Genomic DNA, 18,083 nt, shown 5'->3' with positions numbered 1-18,083 from the left:
TCTCCGAGGTTCAGGGGCGAGGTTCAGGGGTGGTGGACGGCAACGTCGCCGAGCGCGGTGTCGCGGGTCAGCGCGGTACGGTCGATGGACCGCTTGAGGATCTTCCCCGACGGCCCCTTGGGCAGCGCGTCGACGAACCGGACGATGCGCGGGATCTTGTAGGCGGACAGCCGCTCTCGCGCCCAGCTGGACACCTCGGCGGCACCGAGTTCCGAACCGGGCCGGGCCGCGATGAGCGCGGCGACCTCCTCGCCGTAGTGGTCGTCGGGAACGCCGATGACGGCCGCCTCGACGATGTCGGGGTGCTCGTAGAGAACTTCCTCGACCTCACCGGGGTAGACGTTGTAGCCGCCGCGGATGATCAGGTCCTTGACGCGGTCGACGATGCGCAGGCCGCCGTCCGTGTCGGTTTCGCCGAGGTCGCCGGTCCGGAACCAGCCGTCGGGTGAGATGGCCGCGGCGGTGTCCACGGGGCGGTTCCAGTAGCCGCGCATCACCGTGGGCCCCTTGATGTGGACCTCGCCGACGGTTCCCGGCGGACACTCGTTGCCGTCGTCGTCACGCACCTGAACCTGCAGCCCCGGGACCGCCCGGCCGGTGTACCCGGTCTTGCCGCCGCGGTCGATGTCGTTGAAGGTGCCGAACGCGGTGGTCTCGGTGAGTCCGTATCCCTCGAGGATGGTGCAGCCGAAGCGGGCCTCGAAGGCCCGGGCGATCTCCCCGGGCAGCGAGGCGCCGCCGGAGACGGCGACGCGGAGCTGGGCGAAGTCCGCCGGGTTCGCATCACCCGCCGCGTGCAGCATCGCGTTCCACATGGTCGGCACGCCGGCCATGATGGTGAGCCGGTCGCGGCGCAGCATCTCCAGCATCGACGCCGGGTCGAATCGGGCCAGCAACGACATCGAGCCGCCTGCGGTCAGGGTCGCCATCAGGACCGATGCCTGGCCGAAGACGTGGAACAGCGGAAGTCCGGTGCCGGTACGGTCGGCGCTCGAAGCGCGGCTGCACTCGGCGCCGATCTCCCCAGCGGTCAGCAGGTTGCCGACCGTGAGTTGGGCCCCCTTCGGCCGCCCTGTGGTGCCCGAGGTGTACAGGATGGCCGCGGTCTCGTCGCGGTCCCGGTCGACGACGTCGGCAGGGGCCGCACCGGCGACCGACGCGCCCGGGGACAGCGTCCAGAACGGCACCGAGAGCGCCGCGGCCGCCTCGGCGACGGCTGGACCGAGGGCGTGCCAGGCGATCGCCGATGAGCACCCGGCGTCGCCGAGGACGTACTCGACCTCGGCCCGGGTGGACATCGTGTTGACCGGCACCACGACACAGCCCGCGGCCTGAATCGCGAGGTAGGCCACCACGAACTCGGGCACCGACGGCGCTGCGAGCAGCACCCGGTCCCCGGGGGACAGCCCTGCGGCGGCCAGCGCCCCCGCATACCGTGCGCTCGCGTCGCGCAGTTGACGGTAGGTCCACTGGTCCGCGGCGCCGCGCAGGGCGATGTTGTCGGGGGTGGCGGCCGCGTGGCGGCACACCGGATCGAAGACGCTGGTCATGAGCGGTGCCTTCCGAGGGTGTGAGCAGGTGTCGGTGCGGGTCTCGCCCTCGCCGACCGGTTGAGTTGGCCGTGCCTCCCCATCAACTCCTCGGCCGGGGTGGCCGGATGACGCGCCTCACTGCGCCCGGTCCGATCGATCGGTCAGGCGGTGATACGGAAGCGTTCGGCGAGTTGGCGGCGGGTGTCGGCGGCGCTGGTGTGCAGCACTCCCCCGATACCGATCCGCGCCGCTCCGTCGAGGTTCTGCTGCAGATCGTCGATCATGACTGCCTCTTCGGGGCCGATGCCGAGGCGTTCACATGCGATCGCGTAGATCCGCCGGGACGGCTTGCGGATGCCGACGTCGGAGGAGATGACGACCACATCGGCGACAGCGGCGAGGTCGACACCGTCGTACGTCCCGGTACCGAACGAGTTGGACACCAGCGCGACGGGGCAACCGGCGGCTCGAAGCTCACCGAGCAGCGCGAGCATGTCCTCGTCGATCGACATTCCCGCTTGCATCCGGGCCGTGAGCCCCTCGGCCGGTACGTCGGCACCGTGGACGCGGAGGCGCTCGGCGAATCCTCGCTCGAAGGCTTCGGCGTCGATGCGGCCGCACTCATGGTCGGCCAGGAGGGTGCGTGAGGGCTGGTCCCGGGCGAGGAGCTCCAACGGCAGGCGCGGGTCGCCGCCGAGCGAGGCGCCGAAGTCGGTGAAAGCCCGCAGCACGCTGGAGGTGATGACCCCGCCGAAGTCCACCAGGACCGCGGTTCGCCCCTTCTCCTTCTCCTTCTCCTTCTCCTGCTCCTTCTCCTGCTCCCTCTGCCCTTTCTCCTTCTCCGTTTCCGTCTCCATCAGACGACCTCGAACAGTCCGGCTGCGCCCATTCCGCCGCCGACACACATCGAGATCACCACGTACCGGACACCTCGGCGCTTCCCCTCGACGAGGGCATGCCCCACCAGGCGGGCACCGGTCATTCCGTACGGATGGCCGACCGAGATCGCGCCGCCGTTGACGTTGAACCGCTCCGGGTCGATGTGCAGTTCATCGCGGCAGTACAGCGCCTGGGAGGCGAACGCCTCGTTGAGTTCCCACAGGCCGATGTCGTCGATGGTGAGGTTGTGCTGCTTCAGCAGCTTCGGGATGGCGAACACCGGACCGATGCCCATCTCCTCCGGACCGCAACCGGCAACGGTCATACCCCGGTAGACGCCCAGCGGTTCCAGTCCGCGGCGCTCGGCCTCCTTCGACTCCATCAGCACCGACGCCGAAGCCCCGTCCGAAAACTGCGAGGAGTTGCCCGCCGTCACGCTGGAGTGCGCGCTCACCTGGCCGTCGGGCAGTACCGGCGCCAGCCCGGCCAGGCCTTCGAGCGTCGTCGAGGCGCGGTTGCCCTCGTCCCGGGTCAGGGTGACCTCCTCGTCCCGCACTTCCCCGGACTGCTTGTCGAGCACCTTCTTGACGCTGCTGAGCGCGACGATCTCCTGGTCGAACCGGCCGGCCTCCTGCGCCGCCGCGGTGCGCTGCTGTGACAGCAACGCGAACTCGTCCTGGCGTTCCCGGCTCACGCCGTAGCGTTCGGCGACGATCTCCGCCGTCTGCAACATCGGCAGGTAGATGCTCGGCTTGTGCTCGACCAGCCAGGGATCGGTCATGCGGTGGGTGTTCATGTGGTCGTTCTGCACCAGGGAGATCGACTCGACGCCGCCGCCGACGGCGACCTGCATGCCGTCCGCGACGATCTGCTTGGCGGCCGTGGCGATGGCCATCAGGCCCGACGAGCACTGCCGGTCGATGGTCATCCCGGACACGGTGTCCGGAAGTGCGGCGCGCAGGGCGGCCTGGCGCGCGACGTTGAAACCGGCGGATCCCTGCTGCACAGCACAGCCGAAGACGACGTCCTCGACCTCGCCTCCCTCCAGCCCGGCACGCTGCACCGCATGCGAAAGGGCATGCGCAGCAAGCTCCTGCGCCTGCGTGTCGTTGAACGCGCCGCGGTACGCCTTTCCGATCGGCGTCCGCGCCGTCGAAACGATGACTGCTTCCCTCATGTCGCCTCACTGCTTCCTGCTGGTCCGGTTCGTCCGGGAGCTTCGGGGCCGGAACTCCGAGCTCCGTGAGCCGGGCTCGATGCCGGTAGGTGGTGCCGAACGCCAACTGAGGCGCTGCCGCAGGCGGTGATGGGAGCCGGCCTCCGGGCCCGTTATAGTTGAATTCGGCGTCAGGTTCAACCAGGGTGGCCCGTACTCATGCCTTGACAGCCCGCCCCTCTACCTGAAGTCTACCGACCAGTCGGTATGAAGGGGTGGGCCGTGACCGCTCTGAGCATCTCCACTGGTGCGGGCGTGTTCGACGCGATCGTGGCGGGTCCGCCCGAGGGCCGACCGGTGCTGCTGCTGCACGGCTTCCCGCAGACGGGGCTGGCGTGGCGACGGCAGATCGCGGGGTTGGCCGCGCACGGCTACCGAGTGGTGGCACCCGACCAGCGTGGGTACTCCCCCGGCGCCCGCCCCCAGCGGCCCGAGGACTATCGCATCGGCCTTCTGGTCGACGACGTGATCGCGATCACCGAAGAACTGGGCTGGGCGGCCTTCGACCTGGTCGGCCATGACTGGGGAGGCGCGGTGGCCTGGTGGACCGCGCACGCCCACCCCGGCCGGGTACGCACCCTGACGGTTGTCTCGACCCCGCACCCCGGTGCCCTGGCCACCACCCTGCGCGCCGACCAGGATCAGCGTGAACGCTCTCGCTACATGATCGACTGGCGCGAAACACCCGCGACCGAAGAGCGCATGCTCGCCCACGATGCCCAAGAGCTACGTGGCTTCTACGCCGGGAAGGTCCCACCGGACAGCGCCGAGGCCTACGTGCGGCACCTGTCCCGGCCGGGCGCTCTCACCGCGGCGCTGAACTGGTACCGGGCCGGCCGTCCCGACGGCGCGATCGGCGTCATCGAGGTGCCCACGCTGTACCTCTGGAGCACGGAGGACGGCGCGTTCGGCCCGGCGGCCGCGAGGGAGACCGGACGGTGGGTCGACGGGCCGTACCGGTTCGAGACCCTCCAGGGCGTCAGCCACTGGGTTCCCGAGGAGGCGCCCGAAACGCTGAACCGCCTGCTGCTCGACCATCTGCGAACGCACGGCGCGTACTGAACCGCAGCGAATACCCCCGTTCGTCGACCTCCCCTGAAAGGTGACCCCGTGAAGACAGCGCGCGCGGCCTGGCGCCGCCTCGAGCCCGTACACGGCATGATCTACTTCGTCCCCGAGGGAAGGCGACGGTACGCGGACCTCGGACTGAGCGGCCGCGCCGGGTACTTCGCCTCCCGGAGCGCCGCGTTCGGCCGGGCATCCGCCGAGCTGGTCATAGCGACCTTCTACAACTTCAACCCCGATTTCGTACGGCAGGCGGTCGACGGGGTCTGGGACGCGACGACACCGCAGCAGGTGCTGGACGCGCGGTACGCCGCCGCAGACGAGGCCTTGCGGCGGGCGGGAATCCACGAGCTGTCCGCTCTCGACGAGGTGCTGGCGCTGACCCGAAGGGCCGCCGAGGCCGCCTGCGAACACACGGCGGGCCGCCCGCTGTTCGCCGCGCATGCCGCCCTGCCCTGGCCGGAGGAACCGGTGCTGCAGCTGTGGCACGCCCAGACGCTGCTCCGGGAGTTCCGCGGTGACGGCCACGTGGCGTGCTTGCTGAGCGAGGGCGTCGGTGGCTTGGAATCCCTGATTCTGCACGCTGCCACCGGTGAGGTTCCCGTCGACTTCCTCAAGGCGAGCCGCGCATGGCCCGCGCAAGCATGGGCCGACACCGAGGAGCGCCTGCGCACGCGAGGCCTCCTCGACGGTGACTCCCTCAGCGCGGAAGGCGTACGCCTGCGCCGGCACATCGAGGACCGCACCGACCTCCTGGCCCTTCCCGCATACGGCGCCCTGGGTGACAGCGACTGCGAACGTCTCGCCGAACTCGCCGGCCCCTTCGGCCGCGCCGTCGTCGAAGCCGGCCTCCTCAAACTCGGCTGACCGAGCAGGGACCATGGCCGCCAGGAGGTTGTGAGTCCCCGGCCACTTCCTTGACGGATTGTTGTCAGGAGAAGACCCGGGACCAGATTCCGCTTGGGTCGGAAATCGACGAGCAGAAAAGCTGCCGCTTCTCGCACGTTTGTTATGCGGGGGTGCTCTGCGTGTTTCGTAGCGGTGCGGTGCACGGTGCGCGACCATACGGACGCCGACACATCACGATCATCGGCATTGTGCGCGGAAACACCGAGACAGAAAGAAGGACGTACGTGTCCGGCAGCGAAAGCGAGAACCCAGCAATCTCCTCCCCGACCCCCACGCAGACTCGGCCCAGGACAAACCGGGACTGGTGGCCGAATCAGCTGGACCTTCAGATTCTCCACCAGCACTCGTCCCGCTCCAATCCGATGGACGAGGACTTCGACTACGCGAGAGAGTTCGCGACCCTCGACCTCGACGCGCTGAAGCGAGACGTCTTCGAGGTGATGACGACGTCGCAGGACTGGTGGCCCGCCGACTACGGCCACTACGGGCCGCTCTTCATCCGGATGAGTTGGCACGCCGCGGGCACGTACCGTGTCGCCGATGGCCGGGGCGGTGGCGGCAGCGGCGCTCAGCGCTTCGCCCCGCTCAACAGTTGGCCGGACAACGCGAGCCTCGACAAGGCGCGCCGTTTGCTCTGGCCGGTCAAGCAGAAGTACGGCCGGCAAATCTCCTGGGCCGACCTTCTGGTCTTCGCCGGCAACTGTGCCATGGAATCGATGGGGTTCAGGACGTTCGGGTTCGGCTTCGGCCGAGAGGACATCTGGGAACCCGAGGAAATCTTCTGGGGGCCCGAGGACATCTGGCTCGGAGATGAGCGCTACAGCGGCGACAGGGAACTCGCCACTCCCTTCGGTGCGGTCCAGATGGGACTGATCTACGTCAATCCTGAAGGACCCAACGGAAACCCGGATCCGATGGCCGCCGCCCGGGACATCCGCGAGACATTCGGGCGCATGGCGATGAATGACGAGGAGACGGTTGCGCTTATCGTCGGCGGCCACACATTCGGCAAGTGTCACGGCGCCGTCGATCCCCAGTACATCGGTCCGGAACCCGAGGCCGGCCCCATCGAGCAGCAGGGCCTCGGCTGGCGGAACACGTACGGCAGCGGCAAGGGCGCCGACACGCTCACCAGTGGGCTCGAGGGCGCATGGACCTCCGAGCCGACCAGGTGGGACAACGGCTACCTGGACAACCTGTTCCGGTACGACTGGGAGCTGACGACGAGCCCCGCCGGTGCCAAGCAGTGGACGCCCACGGATCCTTCGGCCAAGAGCACGGTGCCCGATGCTCATGATCCGTCGAAGAGGCACGCCCCCATGATGCTGACGACGGACCTGGCGCTGAAGCTGGATCCGGTCTACGGCCCGATCGCGAAGAGCTTCCACGAGAACCCGGACAAGCTGGCGGAAGCGTTCGCCAAGGCCTGGTACAAGCTGTTGCACCGCGACATGGGCCCCGTCACGCGCTACCTCGGCCCGTGGGTTCCCGAGCCGCAGCTTTGGCAGGATCCCGTCCCGGAGGTCGATCACGAACTCATCGCGGACGCGGACATCACTGCCCTCAAGGGCAGCATCGTCGCCTCGGGACTCTCCATCTCCCAGCTGGTCACCACCGCTTGGGCGGCGGCAGCGAGCTTCCGTGGCACCGACAAGCGTGGCGGGGCCAACGGGGCACGGATTCGACTCGCGCCGCAACGGGACTGGGAGGTCAACAACCTGCCCGAGGTGGCCGAGGCGTTGCGGAAGCTGGAGCAGATCCAGCAGGACTTCAACCTCTCACGTGCCGGCGGAGCGAAGGTCTCGCTCGCCGACCTGATCGTCCTGGGCGGGTGCGCGGCCGTCGAGCAAGCCGCGAAGAACGCCGGGTACGACATCACGGTCCCGTTCGCACCGGGGCGCACGGACGCCTCGCAGGAACAGACCGACGTGGAGTCGTTCGCCGTGCTCGAACCCAGGGCCGACGGGTTCCGCAACTACCTCCGGGCGGGAGAGAAGCTGTCGCCGGAAACCCTCCTTCTGGACCGCGCCAACCTGTTGACGCTGACCGCTCCCGAGATGACGGTGCTGATCGGCGGCATGCGGGCCCTGAACACCGGCTTCAAGCGATCCCCCCACGGCGTCTTCACCCGCCGGCCGGAGGCATTGACCAACGACTTCTTCGTCAACCTGCTCGACATGGGCACGCAGTGGAAGGCATCGGCTTCCGACGAGAACGTATTCGAAGGCCGGGATCGCGCCACGGGCGAGCTCAAATGGACCGCCACCGCGGTCGACCTCATCTTCGGTTCACACTCCCAGCTCCGAGCCGTCTCGGAGGTCTACGCGTCCCAGGACGCGGGAGAGAAGTTCGTACGTGACTTCGTGGCCGCGTGGAACAAGGTGATGAACCTCGATCGGTTCGACCTCTCCTGAACCCGATGCCCCGGTCGGCCGCCACCCGGGGTCCTCCGCCTATGTCGCCCTGCGCACCCGGTGGCTCGGTCAGTCCACCGGGTGGCCGGGCGAGATCGTACGGGCGTCGTCGAGGCGCAGCAGCAACCCCTGGTACGCCTTACGCTCGCCCCACTCGACCGGGTTGAGGACGAAGCCGATGTGGTCACCGCCGCCGACGCGCGTGACGATCCGGCCTACGAACCACGCCGGCGCGTCCTGGAGGACGACGGCCCCGCCGTGCCCCTCGCGCCAGCGAACGTACCGGAACTTGTCCTCCTGGTCGCCGGTGCGGCCGCCGAACAACTCGGCCACGGAACGCTGTTCGCGGGCCAGCAGGTGCACGGCCAGGACCTGCGCGGACCGTGCCACCCGGAAGGTGTGGTTGGCCTCCGAGAGCCAGACCACGAACCGCACCGGCCTGATGGAGCACTGCGAGGCGAACCCGACCAGGCAGCCGGCCCGTTCGCCGCCCACCGCGGCCGTGACCACACACATGTCGGGGTTCAGCCGTCCGATGAACTCGTCCATGGCCAAGCCGCTCCCGTCACCCGTGACGCCACCACTCGGCATCACCTCACCACGGAGCTCGGGCCCGTGCCATACAGCGGCTCAGCCGCCGCCCGCCCCATCAGAACGAGGGTCTGATGAGCGTCACGTGCGTTCTGCCTTTCACGGCGTCCAACTTGGGTGGTGGGGTCACTCCCAGTGACAACTGGGAGTGACGGGGGCCACCACGACGCCGAAGTTCCGCGGGAGGGAGAGGCCGGCGACGACGGCGTCGAGGTCACGTTCGCGGTGCCGGGCGAACCGGCGGAGTGATCGACCTGACGTGGCCCATGCGCAGCGAGGCAGTGTGGGGCGAGGGTACGCCGCGCCGACGAACGGTCCTCGGCCTCGGTCACTCCACCCCACGTGATAGGACGCCGGCAGAGGTACGCAGTCGAGATCCCGGAGTCACGGACCGCCTCGGTCCGGCATGCCGACTCCAAGACTCAGCCCTCTATGCCGACGGCTCCCCGATCCTGCGCGCTGGAGCACCTGAGCGCGAGGGCAGCGACGTCGTCGTCGAGTCTGCCGCCGCTGTGCTGGAGCAGATCCCGATGCAGCCGGTCGAGCAGCTCGCGGGGGTGCTCCGGGCCCTGCTGCTGCATCCAGTCCGACAGCGGGAAGAACTGGCCGGCGCGATTCCGGGTCTCCGATACGCCGTCCGTGTAGAGCAGCACCTGGTCACCCGGGGCGAAGGCGACGACGTCGACCCAGTAGCGGTCACCGATGAGCGCTGCGAGGTTGAGGGGCGGGGAGGGGATGGCGGGCTCCAGGACCTCGACCTTCCCGCAACGCGTGATCAGCGGCGGGGGATGCCCGCAGTTGAGAAGTCGTATGTGGCCGCCGCCGTGCGGGATCTCGGCGAGGAGCGCAGTGGCGAAGTGCTCGGGCTGGTCCGGGACGGGAAACGCAGCGCTGTGGCGTGTGATGGTGGTCTCCAGGCGGTGGATGATGCCCTTCAGGTCGGGCTCGTCGTACGCGGCCTCCCTGAAGCAACTGATCACCGCCGAGGCCGCCCCCACTGCGGACAGGCCCTTGCCCCGTACGTCGCCTATGAGCAGCCGGACCCCGTGTGGTGTGCCCATCGCCTCATAGAAGTCGCCGCCGATCCGAGCCTGCTCCTGGGCCGCCAGATACAGCGACTCGATCTCGACGTCCTCGATGCGGTGCGGCAGCGGGCGCAGCAGCACCTTCTGGGCCGCGTCGGCGACGAGCCGGACGTGGAAGAGTATTTCCTCTCTCTGAAGTCGGACGTGGCTCCCGTATGCAGCCGCCAAGGTGACCGCGACGATCGCGGCCGACGTGTACTGCGTCCCCAGATCGGTGTAGAAGAAGCTGAGGACGATCATGGTCAGCAGGCAGAACGCCCCCAACAGGATCGTGGGGAGCACGGGCCACATCGCGGCGGCCAGGGCGGGTGCGGCGGGCAGAAGGCGGCTGACGGCGATCTCCCTGGATGTGGAGAACGCCAGGCCGGCGATGAGGACGGTCAGGATCACGGGTGACAGCCGGGCAAGTTCCCATCGGCCACCGTAGGCAGGACGAGGGCGCCATAGCCGTCCAAGCATGATCACAAAATGCATCATATCGACCTAAGCGGACATCTGGCGCGGAGAAATCATGCACCGCGCGCGAGGGACCGCGGCGGTCTGCCACATCCGGAGGAGCCGGGGCCACACCACACACAGCCACACGGACACCCGCGGTCGGCCAAACAGAGGCCGGACGGGCCCTGGCCACTTGGGATCACCGGTGTTAAAAAGGTCGCATGGCGAATCGTTTCGCCCGTTTTCGACACCTACCGGTCAAGCGCCTGATCAGCAAGAGCACGCGGAGCGTAGCCGGGCAGGTGTTGGTCTTCCAGGTGGCTCTGGTAGTGCTGCTCGTGGCCTGCGGCGTCTTCGCCCTCATCCTGCAGTCGGAACGGGACACCAGCGCCGAGGCCAAGCGCCGCTCCACGGCCGTGGCGCAGACCTTCGCGCACTCACCAGGCGTCCTGGCGGCATTGCAGACCCCGGATCCGAGCAAGATTCTCCAGCCGCTCACCGAGGCGGCACGCCGGGCCGCCGGCGTCGACTTCATCGTGGTCATGGACACCAAGGGCATCCGGTACACGCACCCATTGCCTGACCGCATCGGAAAGCGGTTCGTGGGCGAGATCGGACCGTCGCTGGCGGGGAAGGTCTACGTGGAGAGCGTCAACGGCCCCCTCGGTCGCGAGGTGCAGGCCACGGTCCCGATCGAGAACGCCGACAGCGAGGTGGTGGCCCTCGTCTCGGCCGGGATGAAGGTCAAGAACGTCGAGAGTCAGTTGACCCGGCAACTACCGATCATCCTGGGCGCCGGGGCCGGAGCGCTCGCGTTGTCCACCGGTGTGACCGCACTGGTGGGCAGGCGGCTGCGAAGGCAGACACACAGCCTGGCCCCGGACGAGATGACCCTGATGTACGAGCACCACGACACGGTGCTCCACTCCGTTCGGGAAGGGGTACTGATCGTGGCCGCCGACGGGCGGCTGATCTTGGCGAACGACGAGGCCAGACGACTGCTGGAGCTGCCCCCGGACGTCGAGGGGCGGCTCGTCTCGGAACTTCCGGGCCTCGATCCCGAGACGAAGGAGCTGCTCGCCTCCGGACGCGAGGCCACCGACGAGGTGCACCTCGCGGGAGAGCGGCTGCTCGCCGTCAACCAGCGGCCCACGGATCGCGAGGGAGGCCCCAAGGGAACGGTGGTGACGCTGCGCGACTCCACCGAGCTGCAGGCGGTGACCGGCAGGGCGGAGGTGGCGCGGGAGCGGCTCGGGCTGCTGTACGACGCCGGACTGCGCATCGGTACCACCCTGGACGTGCTGCGCACCGCCGACGAGTTGGCGCGGGTCCCCGTTCCTCGCTTCGCGGACTTCGTCACCGTGGATCTGGCCGACGCCGTCCTGCACGGCGAGGAGCCGGCCCCCACGGCGACGGACATGCGACGCGCGGCCGTGTGCGGCATCCGGGACGACAATCCGCTCTCCGAACAGGGCCGGCTTTTCGACTATCTCCCCTCCACGCCCCAGGCGCGCGGCTACGACAGCGGCCGCTCCCAGTTGGTGAGCGATCTGCCGACCGCCACGGGCTGGCGCGTGCAGGACCCGGAACGCGCCAAGGCGATCATTGACTACGGCATCCATTCCCTCATCACCGCCCCCATCCAGGCCCGTGGCGTCGTTCTGGGCATGGCCAACTTCTGGCGCGAGCAAGACCATGAGCGCTTCAACGAGGAGGACCTGTCGCTGGCGGAGGAACTGGTGGCCCGTGCCGCGATCAGCATCGACAATGCCCGCCGCTACACCCGCGAGCACACCCTGGCAGTCACCCTCCAGCGCAGCCTGCTGCCGCAGGCCATGCCCGAGCAGAACGCCCTCGACATCGCCTACCGCTACCTCCCCGCCCAGTCGGGCGTGGGCGGAGACTGGTTCGACGTGATTCCCCTGCCGGGCAGCCGGGTGGCGCTGGCCGTCGGCGATGTGGTCGGCCACGGCCTGCACGCCGCCGCCACGATGGGACGGCTGCGGACCGCGGTGCACAACTTCTCCGCCCTCGATCTGCCACCCGACGAGCTGCTGAGCCATCTGGACGACCTGGTCGGGAGCATCGACCAGAACGAGGCGGTGGAGAGTGCGGCGGGCGTCGTGGGCGCCACGTGCCTGTACGGGATCTACGACCCGGTGACGCGCCGCTACGTCATGGCGCGTGCGGGGCATCTGGCGCCCGCGCTGGTCCAGCCTGACGGAACCGTCACCTTCCCGGACGTGCCGGCCGGTCCGCCCCTGGGCCTCGGCGGCATGCCGTTCCAGACCGCGGAACTGTGCCTCGCCGAGGGCGCCCAGCTCGTCCTGTACACCGACGGCCTCATCGAGGACCGCAGACGCGACCTGGACGTGGGCATGGAACTGCTGCGCGATGCGCTGGCGGGCCACCCCGGACGGCCACCCGAGGAGACCTGCCAGGACGTGCTGGACAGCCTGCTCCCCGAGCGTCCCAAGGACGACGTCGCCCTGCTCGTCGCCCGCACGCGGGAACTACCGCCCGACCGGATCGCCGACTGGGACGTACCACCGGACCCGGCCGCCGTCGCGGGTATGCGCGACGCTGTCTCGCGAAGGCTCGAAGCATGGGGCCTGTCAGAGTTCGGCTTCACCATGGAGCTCATCCTGAGCGAGCTCATCACCAACGCCATCCGCTACGGCGCCGGGCCGATCCACGTGCGGCTGATCCGCGACCGTACGCTGATCTGCGAGGTGGCCGACGGCAGCAGCACCTCACCGCATCTGCGGTACGCCGCGACGACGGACGAGGGAGGCCGGGGCCTGTTCCTGGTGTCGCAGATGGCTGAGCGCTGGGGCACCCGGTACACCCCGCAGGGCAAGGTGATCTGGGCCGAACAGGCCCTGCCGGAGGCCCTCCGGCAGCCCGCCCCGACACCGGCCGACGGGGACACGCCCCCGGACGAAGAGGCAGCCGACCCGAAAACCCCGACGTGAGGACGGCGTCGCTCAGCCGGATTGCGTCGACGCCATGCCGCGCGGCGAGGCCCGCGCCCGTGCCCGCGCCCTCACACCCGACCGACGGGCCCCCTCCGAACGGATCACTCGATCGAGCTGTGGTTGCCATGGGGAAGCAAGACGGGGCACAGCCACCGCTTCCACGTTGCCGGACCCCCTCCTCCGCCCCCGACGCTTACCGGACCCGCGTCACCGGATCAGCGGTTCCCCACGAACCCGGCTGCGCGCGCCTGTGTCTGCTCGATGGGTTTGGCAACCTTCGACGCCCATCGGCGTAGTGGACCGCGCTCGCCGGCTGCGCTGCGCCAGCCGCCCTACCCACGATTCCCGCCACGTCCGCGGCGACCCCACCCACTCCCGCCGCTTCCGTCGCTTCCGCGGCGCCCACGGCGAGGGGTGCCGCAGCGGGCCAGGCCGTCACCACGCGTGTGACGATCCGGGCCGCGCCCAGCCCGAGGGCGAGCCACTTCTGCACGTCAGCACAACTCATTCTGGGGCGACGGGAGGGGAGGCTGGATGCGATCACCGGAGCCGTGGAAATCCGCCGGCACCAGTCCATCCGTCAACTGGGCGCATGGCGCGGGCAGATCGGCTGTCGCCGCCGGTGGGGGGCAGGACCCGGCCACACCGGCCGCCCACCGCTGCTGGGCAGGATCGGAGCTGACGCGGCTCTCCTCCACATTCCGTGCGGCACGCCGAAGATGACTCACCGCCGTTCTTCGCCGACCGGCCAGCGTCGGGTCGTAGACGCGCGCGGGCGACGGCCGCCGCAGCGTGGAGTGCCGGCCGAGGCGGGCCCAGCGGTGGCACGGCGTAGCGTGTCGTCATCGACCAGCACCACGGGGGAAGGCCGACGTATGGGCAGGCGTGTGGAAAAGGGCGGGTACACCGCGGAACTGACGGATGATCTGGAGGTCGTCTACCGCAATCCTCAGGGGCGCAGGCTCAAGAAGTTTCCCGACGCGATCGCGGGTGCTCTGGGGCTCGTCGCCCTGCTGGAGGCACGGACGCAGCTGCGCAAGCACCGTGAGGCGTGCCGTCTGCAGGCGGGTGAGTGGGCGACGGCCGGGGTGAGCGTGCCGCGTGCCCTGGCCGATGCTGATCCGCTGTGGCGGCAAGCTCTGGAGGCCGAGTCCGTCGACCTCACCGACGAGCTGGGGGACGGCGGCCTGTGGGCCCGTACGTATGCCGGGTTCGACGGCCGCACGCTGACCCAGCTGCTTCCCGAACAGCTCATCCCGTACCGCGACCGCCTGATGCGCGGGCAGCACTGGGAGCCGGACGGCTGCTTCTCCACCGGCATCCCGGACCCCTCCGACGGAGCGCTCCCTTTCCCCGAGCGGGTCATCGCCGCCCACCCCGGCCTTGAGGAGCCGGCGACCGAGAGGCTCCTGCTCCTGCAGGAACGCACGAACCAGTGGAGTTTCGTCTACAAGACCGACGTCGACGGTGCCCTCCAGGGTCTGGAGGAGTCGGCTCCCGGGCTGCTGATCACGCTCCTCGACGAGATGGCCGATCTTGCCCTGCGGCAGGGCGAGCAGCAGGCAGCCGCCGCTTGGTTCGGGCGCGCCCGAACCGCCGAGCGGGTACAGGCGCGCAAGGTCGACAAGGAGTGGCTGCTGGGCCGGTACCTCACGTATGCCGAGGGCAAGGCCCTCTCCGCCACGGCCCTGCGGGCCTGGGCTCGCGAGCTGGCTGTCAAGGGAGTGGCGACCGAGGCGGACCTCTCGCGCTTCCGCAGGGTGGTGATCCGCCGCCTCCAGGCGTCGTCCGAGCTGTACCCACAGCTGGCCGTCGATGTGCGCAAGCTCGCCAAGGCCGCAGGTCTCGAACCCGAGGGGGAACTGGCCACGCTGCTGGGGGAGATGTTCGCGGTCGGCGGTGTCTCGCTGTACCACGACAAGTTCTGGGCCGACTGCTTCAAGGGCCCGGCCGTGGACCTGCTGGGCACACACTCCCCCGAGGCCGTACGCCAGGTGCTGAGCCTGCGTCCTCCGCCATTCGACGACAGCTCCAGGCTGTGGCGGGAGCTGCTGGAGCGCACCGGTGCGCTGGCGCTGCTCACCGGTGAGGTCCCGGGGCTGCCCGTCGGCGAGGCTGCCGCCTGGCTGTCCGCGTGCATCGTGGCGAACAGCGGCACGAAAGGCGCCCGGCCCGTCATATACGAGATCGCCGAGAGGATCGCGCCGAAGCTGGCGGCCGACGGTGTGCCCGTGGAGTTCCGCTATCGGCGAATCGGCCAACGCACCAACGGTAAGACGCCTCTCGACCTGATCGACCTGCTTCTGGAGCACGCAGCGCCGGTCGCCGACCCACCCGAGCTCCTCGGCCCGTCGCAGCTGTACGACATCCAGCTCAGCCATCGGCCGAAGCTGGAGCACCTGCAGGCGGACGAACGCTTCGCCCGCGAGCTGCGCGCACGGGTGCGCGCCGACCTGGAGATGACCACCAAGGACCTGGCGACCAACGCCTGGTACCAGCCGCACGACACCAAGGGCTGGGAGCGGATCCCTCAGCTGTTCGACAACCCGATCGGGCACGAGGAGATCCGCGCCTGGTTCGGCCGCGAGCGGGCGAAGCTGCGCGCGGGGCTCGACTTCGAGGAGCTGGTCCTGCTGCTCGGCCGTCTCGTACACGTGGGCGTGGCGGTGGACCTGCTCCTGAAGGACGTGGACGCGGCTGCGGAGTTCGCGGCGGTGGACGTGGTGCCGCTGCTTCTGGAGGAGTTGCCCGACACCGTCTCGCGCGCGCAGGTGGAGGAGTTGCTGGGGAGGCTCCAGCCCTACTACGTCGAGCGTGAGGGTGTCCGGGGACCCAATCGCGGGCCGATCCTGGAAGCGCTGCCGCAACTGGGCGAGCCGATGCACAGCCAGGCCGCTCGCTCCCTGGTCATGGCCGTCAACTGCCGTGCGGGGCTGGAGCGGCTGGTCCGCCGCCTCACCCCCGGCGAGGGTGATGTGGCACTGACCGACGACGCGAGTCCGGAAGAGCCAGAGGACCAGGTGAGCCGTCAGATGATGAGGCTCGCGAAGGACGGCACCGCCGTCTGGGGAGGCGATCTGGCGCAGGCCACCACCACGTTCGACCGCATGCCCCGCGACGGCCGGTTCCGCCGCACCCACGCGTGCGCCGCGGCGCTCGCCCTGTGCGCCGTCTCCTCCAGGGCCGACGGCTCAGCGGCCCGGTCGCTGATGATGTACGCCGCTCACCCCTTCGTCACCGGCGAGCCGGGCCGCTGGCGGATCGTCCACTGCGAGGTTCCCGAGGACCGTACCGACGTCAACGCTCCGCTCCCCGGGACGGCCTTCCGCACGGCCACGTCCGTCGCCTTCGTACTGGCCAGTCGAGGCAGAGACCCCCGGCGGACGCTGTGGGAGTACTCCCCCGACGGCACCTTCCCCGAGGACGGCCCACTGGCTTCCGCGGGCGTGCAGCTCACCCGTGCCCATGTGCTGAAGCCGGCGCGTCCCGGCGGCTGGTTCGCGCGCTTCGCCGAGCTGTACCGCAAGCACGGCCCGGCACCGGCCCGCCCGGAGCTCGCCGGAGCCTTCGCCGAGCGGCTGGGCCTGTCCCCGGCGGAGGCTGCCGTGCTGCTGATCGCGCATGTTCCCTGCGCGCCCTACCAGTTGGACGAGGAGGACGACTACCTCTCCGGCCACTACGCCACCGACGTCGAGCCCTGGAAGATCCGGCGGAGCGAGGCGGAACAGGCGGTTGCCGCACTGACCTCCGCGCTCGGCTCCCGGTTCCTCAGGACTCTCTACGACAAACTCCTTCCCGACGACCCCGAGCAGCTGTGGACCAAAGGCCCCGACGTGGACCGGGCCGCCGAGTGGTGGCTGGAGGAGCTGGGCGGCCCCCTGCCCGTACCCGCCGCGCTCCTGCCGCTCGCCACCAAGGAGACGCTCCCGCCCCAGGGTGAAGCGGCCCTCGCCCGGCAGCGGCGCCGGGGCGACCGGCCTTGGTGGCCCCACTTGCGGCTGCCCGCCCTCCTCGGCCGCCTTGCCACCGGGGCGCACTGCCTGGCTCCCCACCGGGCGGGCCTGGTGGGCGAACCGGAGCTGCTGGCCCTGCCGAGGATCGCCGCCTGGCTCGCCTACCGCACCCCGGCCGGCGATCCACTGCGTCCCACGGTCGGCGCGGCGATATCCCGGCTGTGCGAGGAGCGGGCCTCGGTCCCCGGCCCGCTCACCCTCTTCTCACTGCAGAGCAACTACCTGATGGGGCCGCCCCCTTCCACCGAGGCGCTCACCGCTCATCCGGCGGTCACGGAGGTGGCCGACGCGGCGCACGACATGCGTCATCTGCGTGTGGACCCTGCCGCGCTCAAGGGACCCGGTGATCCGCTGCTGGACGCCCTGGACGCCTACCTCGACTCCGTACTGCCCTCTCAGTGGCTGCCCAGCCCCTCCGGATTGCCCGCCCTCGCGGATCTGCGGCTGCTGCTGAGCGACGACTTCGCCGCGCTCGGGGAGCACCTGGTCACCGACGGCGAGCGGCCCCTCGGCTGGGAGCAGGACCCCTCGCGGTCCGTGCCGCATCTCGTCGAGGAGTGCGCCAAGGCCTTCGGGCTGGGCCAGGACGCCGCGTCGCTCTACCTGATGCTGCTGGCACTGCCGGACCCATCAGACCGCAACGTCAAGGCCTGGACCGGGTGGAAGGCCGGCCGCTTCAAAGAAGCGGAGGCCGAGCTGGGCGCGTCGGGCCGGGTGCTGCGGGCCGTCCGGCCGCGAGCGGGCCGCTCCCTCTTCCTTCCGGGGGCCTGGCAGGAGCGGAAGCCGCCTCGCCTCCCGATCGAGGCGTCGAAGCTCGGTCTGCTGCCGCTGGCCAGGGAGCACCGGTCGACGTCACACCTGGCTGCGGTGCCCTCCGCCCCGCTGCCCATGCTGTTCACGCGGGCTTGGGAAGGCGTGGTGATCACCGGGTCACACCCCGCGTAGGGGTTCGCCGCACAGTCG

General features: G+C 69.8%; 10 protein-coding genes. 5 read left to right on the top strand and 5 right to left on the bottom strand.

All coding sequences use genetic code 11. The features are described 5' to 3' along the window. Positions 1-23: 23 nt before the first annotated feature. The 3 genes from PBV52_RS46460 to PBV52_RS46450 form a co-directional block, all read right to left on the bottom strand. Entirely contained in the window at positions 24-1,550 is a 1,527-nt protein-coding gene (locus PBV52_RS46460) for a class I adenylate-forming enzyme family protein (RefSeq protein ID WP_274247719.1), read from the bottom strand. A 143-nt stretch (positions 1,551-1,693) separates the two neighbouring features. Then, positions 1,694-2,389, bottom strand: a complete 696-nt coding sequence (locus PBV52_RS46455) for an HAD family phosphatase (protein WP_274247717.1) — start codon at positions 2,387-2,389, stop codon at positions 1,694-1,696. Continuing rightward, positions 2,389-3,588: an acetyl-CoA C-acyltransferase gene (locus PBV52_RS46450; RefSeq protein WP_274247715.1), complete on the bottom strand. Its 1,200-nt coding sequence runs from the start codon at positions 3,586-3,588 to the stop codon at positions 2,389-2,391. Before PBV52_RS46450 ends, PBV52_RS46455 begins: the two co-directional genes overlap by 1 nt. 270 nt (positions 3,589-3,858) lie before the next feature. Here PBV52_RS46450 and PBV52_RS46445 point away from each other — a divergent pair, with 270 nt between their 5' ends. From PBV52_RS46445 to katG, 3 genes are all read left to right on the top strand, one after another. Continuing rightward, positions 3,859-4,689, top strand: coding sequence for an alpha/beta fold hydrolase (locus PBV52_RS46445; RefSeq protein ID WP_274249975.1), 831 nt, complete (start codon positions 3,859-3,861; stop codon positions 4,687-4,689). Between the two features lie 48 nt (positions 4,690-4,737). Next, a complete protein-coding gene (locus PBV52_RS46440) occupies positions 4,738-5,559 on the top strand; it encodes a hypothetical protein (RefSeq protein ID WP_274247713.1) in 822 nt (273 codons plus the stop codon). 266 nt (positions 5,560-5,825) lie between these two features. Then, on the top strand, positions 5,826-8,015 hold the full coding sequence (gene katG, locus PBV52_RS46435) for a catalase/peroxidase HPI (RefSeq protein WP_373922049.1): 2,190 nt from the start codon (positions 5,826-5,828) through the stop codon (positions 8,013-8,015). 69 nt (positions 8,016-8,084) lie between these two features. Here katG and PBV52_RS46430 read toward each other — a convergent pair whose 3' ends face one another. Next, positions 8,085-8,564 (bottom strand): flavin reductase family protein, encoded by a 480-nt coding sequence (locus PBV52_RS46430; protein ID WP_274247711.1) that lies wholly within the window; start codon positions 8,562-8,564, stop codon positions 8,085-8,087. Between the two features lie 464 nt (positions 8,565-9,028). Further along, the gene (locus PBV52_RS46425) at positions 9,029-10,081 is read right to left on the bottom strand and encodes a PP2C family protein-serine/threonine phosphatase (RefSeq protein WP_274247709.1); all 1,053 of its coding nucleotides are present in this window, start codon (positions 10,079-10,081) and stop codon (positions 9,029-9,031) included. A 269-nt stretch (positions 10,082-10,350) separates the two neighbouring features. Between PBV52_RS46425 and PBV52_RS46420 the strand changes: the two genes are divergently transcribed. Together PBV52_RS46420 and PBV52_RS46415 are read left to right on the top strand one after the other, a co-directional pair. Further along, positions 10,351-13,104: a SpoIIE family protein phosphatase/ATP-binding protein gene (locus tag PBV52_RS46420; protein ID WP_274247707.1), complete on the top strand. Its 2,754-nt coding sequence runs from the start codon at positions 10,351-10,353 to the stop codon at positions 13,102-13,104. A gap of 878 nt (positions 13,105-13,982) precedes the next feature. Beyond that, on the top strand, positions 13,983-18,065 hold the full coding sequence (locus PBV52_RS46415; protein WP_274247705.1) for a hypothetical protein: 4,083 nt from the start codon (positions 13,983-13,985) through the stop codon (positions 18,063-18,065). Positions 18,066-18,083 lie beyond the last annotated feature (18 nt).

The sequence above is a fragment of the Streptomyces sp. T12 genome, from assembly GCF_028736035.1.
Lineage (GTDB): Bacteria > Actinomycetota > Actinomycetes > Streptomycetales > Streptomycetaceae > Streptomyces.
Note: the sequence above shows the minus strand (reverse complement) of the source record. Positions and strands in the feature narration are given on the sequence as shown.

Coding starts and splice junctions, on each gene's coding strand:
- PBV52_RS46415 (WP_274247705.1), top strand. CDS start 13,983: ATGGGCAGGCGTGTGGAAAAGGGCGGGTACACCGCGGAACTGACGGAT.
- PBV52_RS46420 (WP_274247707.1), top strand. CDS start 10,351: ATGGCGAATCGTTTCGCCCGTTTTCGACACCTACCGGTCAAGCGCCTG.
- PBV52_RS46455 (WP_274247717.1), bottom strand. CDS start 2,389: ATGGAGACGGAAACGGAGAAGGAGAAAGGGCAGAGGGAGCAGGAGAAG.
- PBV52_RS46450 (WP_274247715.1), bottom strand. CDS start 3,588: ATGAGGGAAGCAGTCATCGTTTCGACGGCGCGGACGCCGATCGGAAAG.
- PBV52_RS46430 (WP_274247711.1), bottom strand. CDS start 8,564: ATGGACGAGTTCATCGGACGGCTGAACCCCGACATGTGTGTGGTCACG.
- PBV52_RS46460 (WP_274247719.1), bottom strand. CDS start 1,550: ATGACCAGCGTCTTCGATCCGGTGTGCCGCCACGCGGCCGCCACCCCC.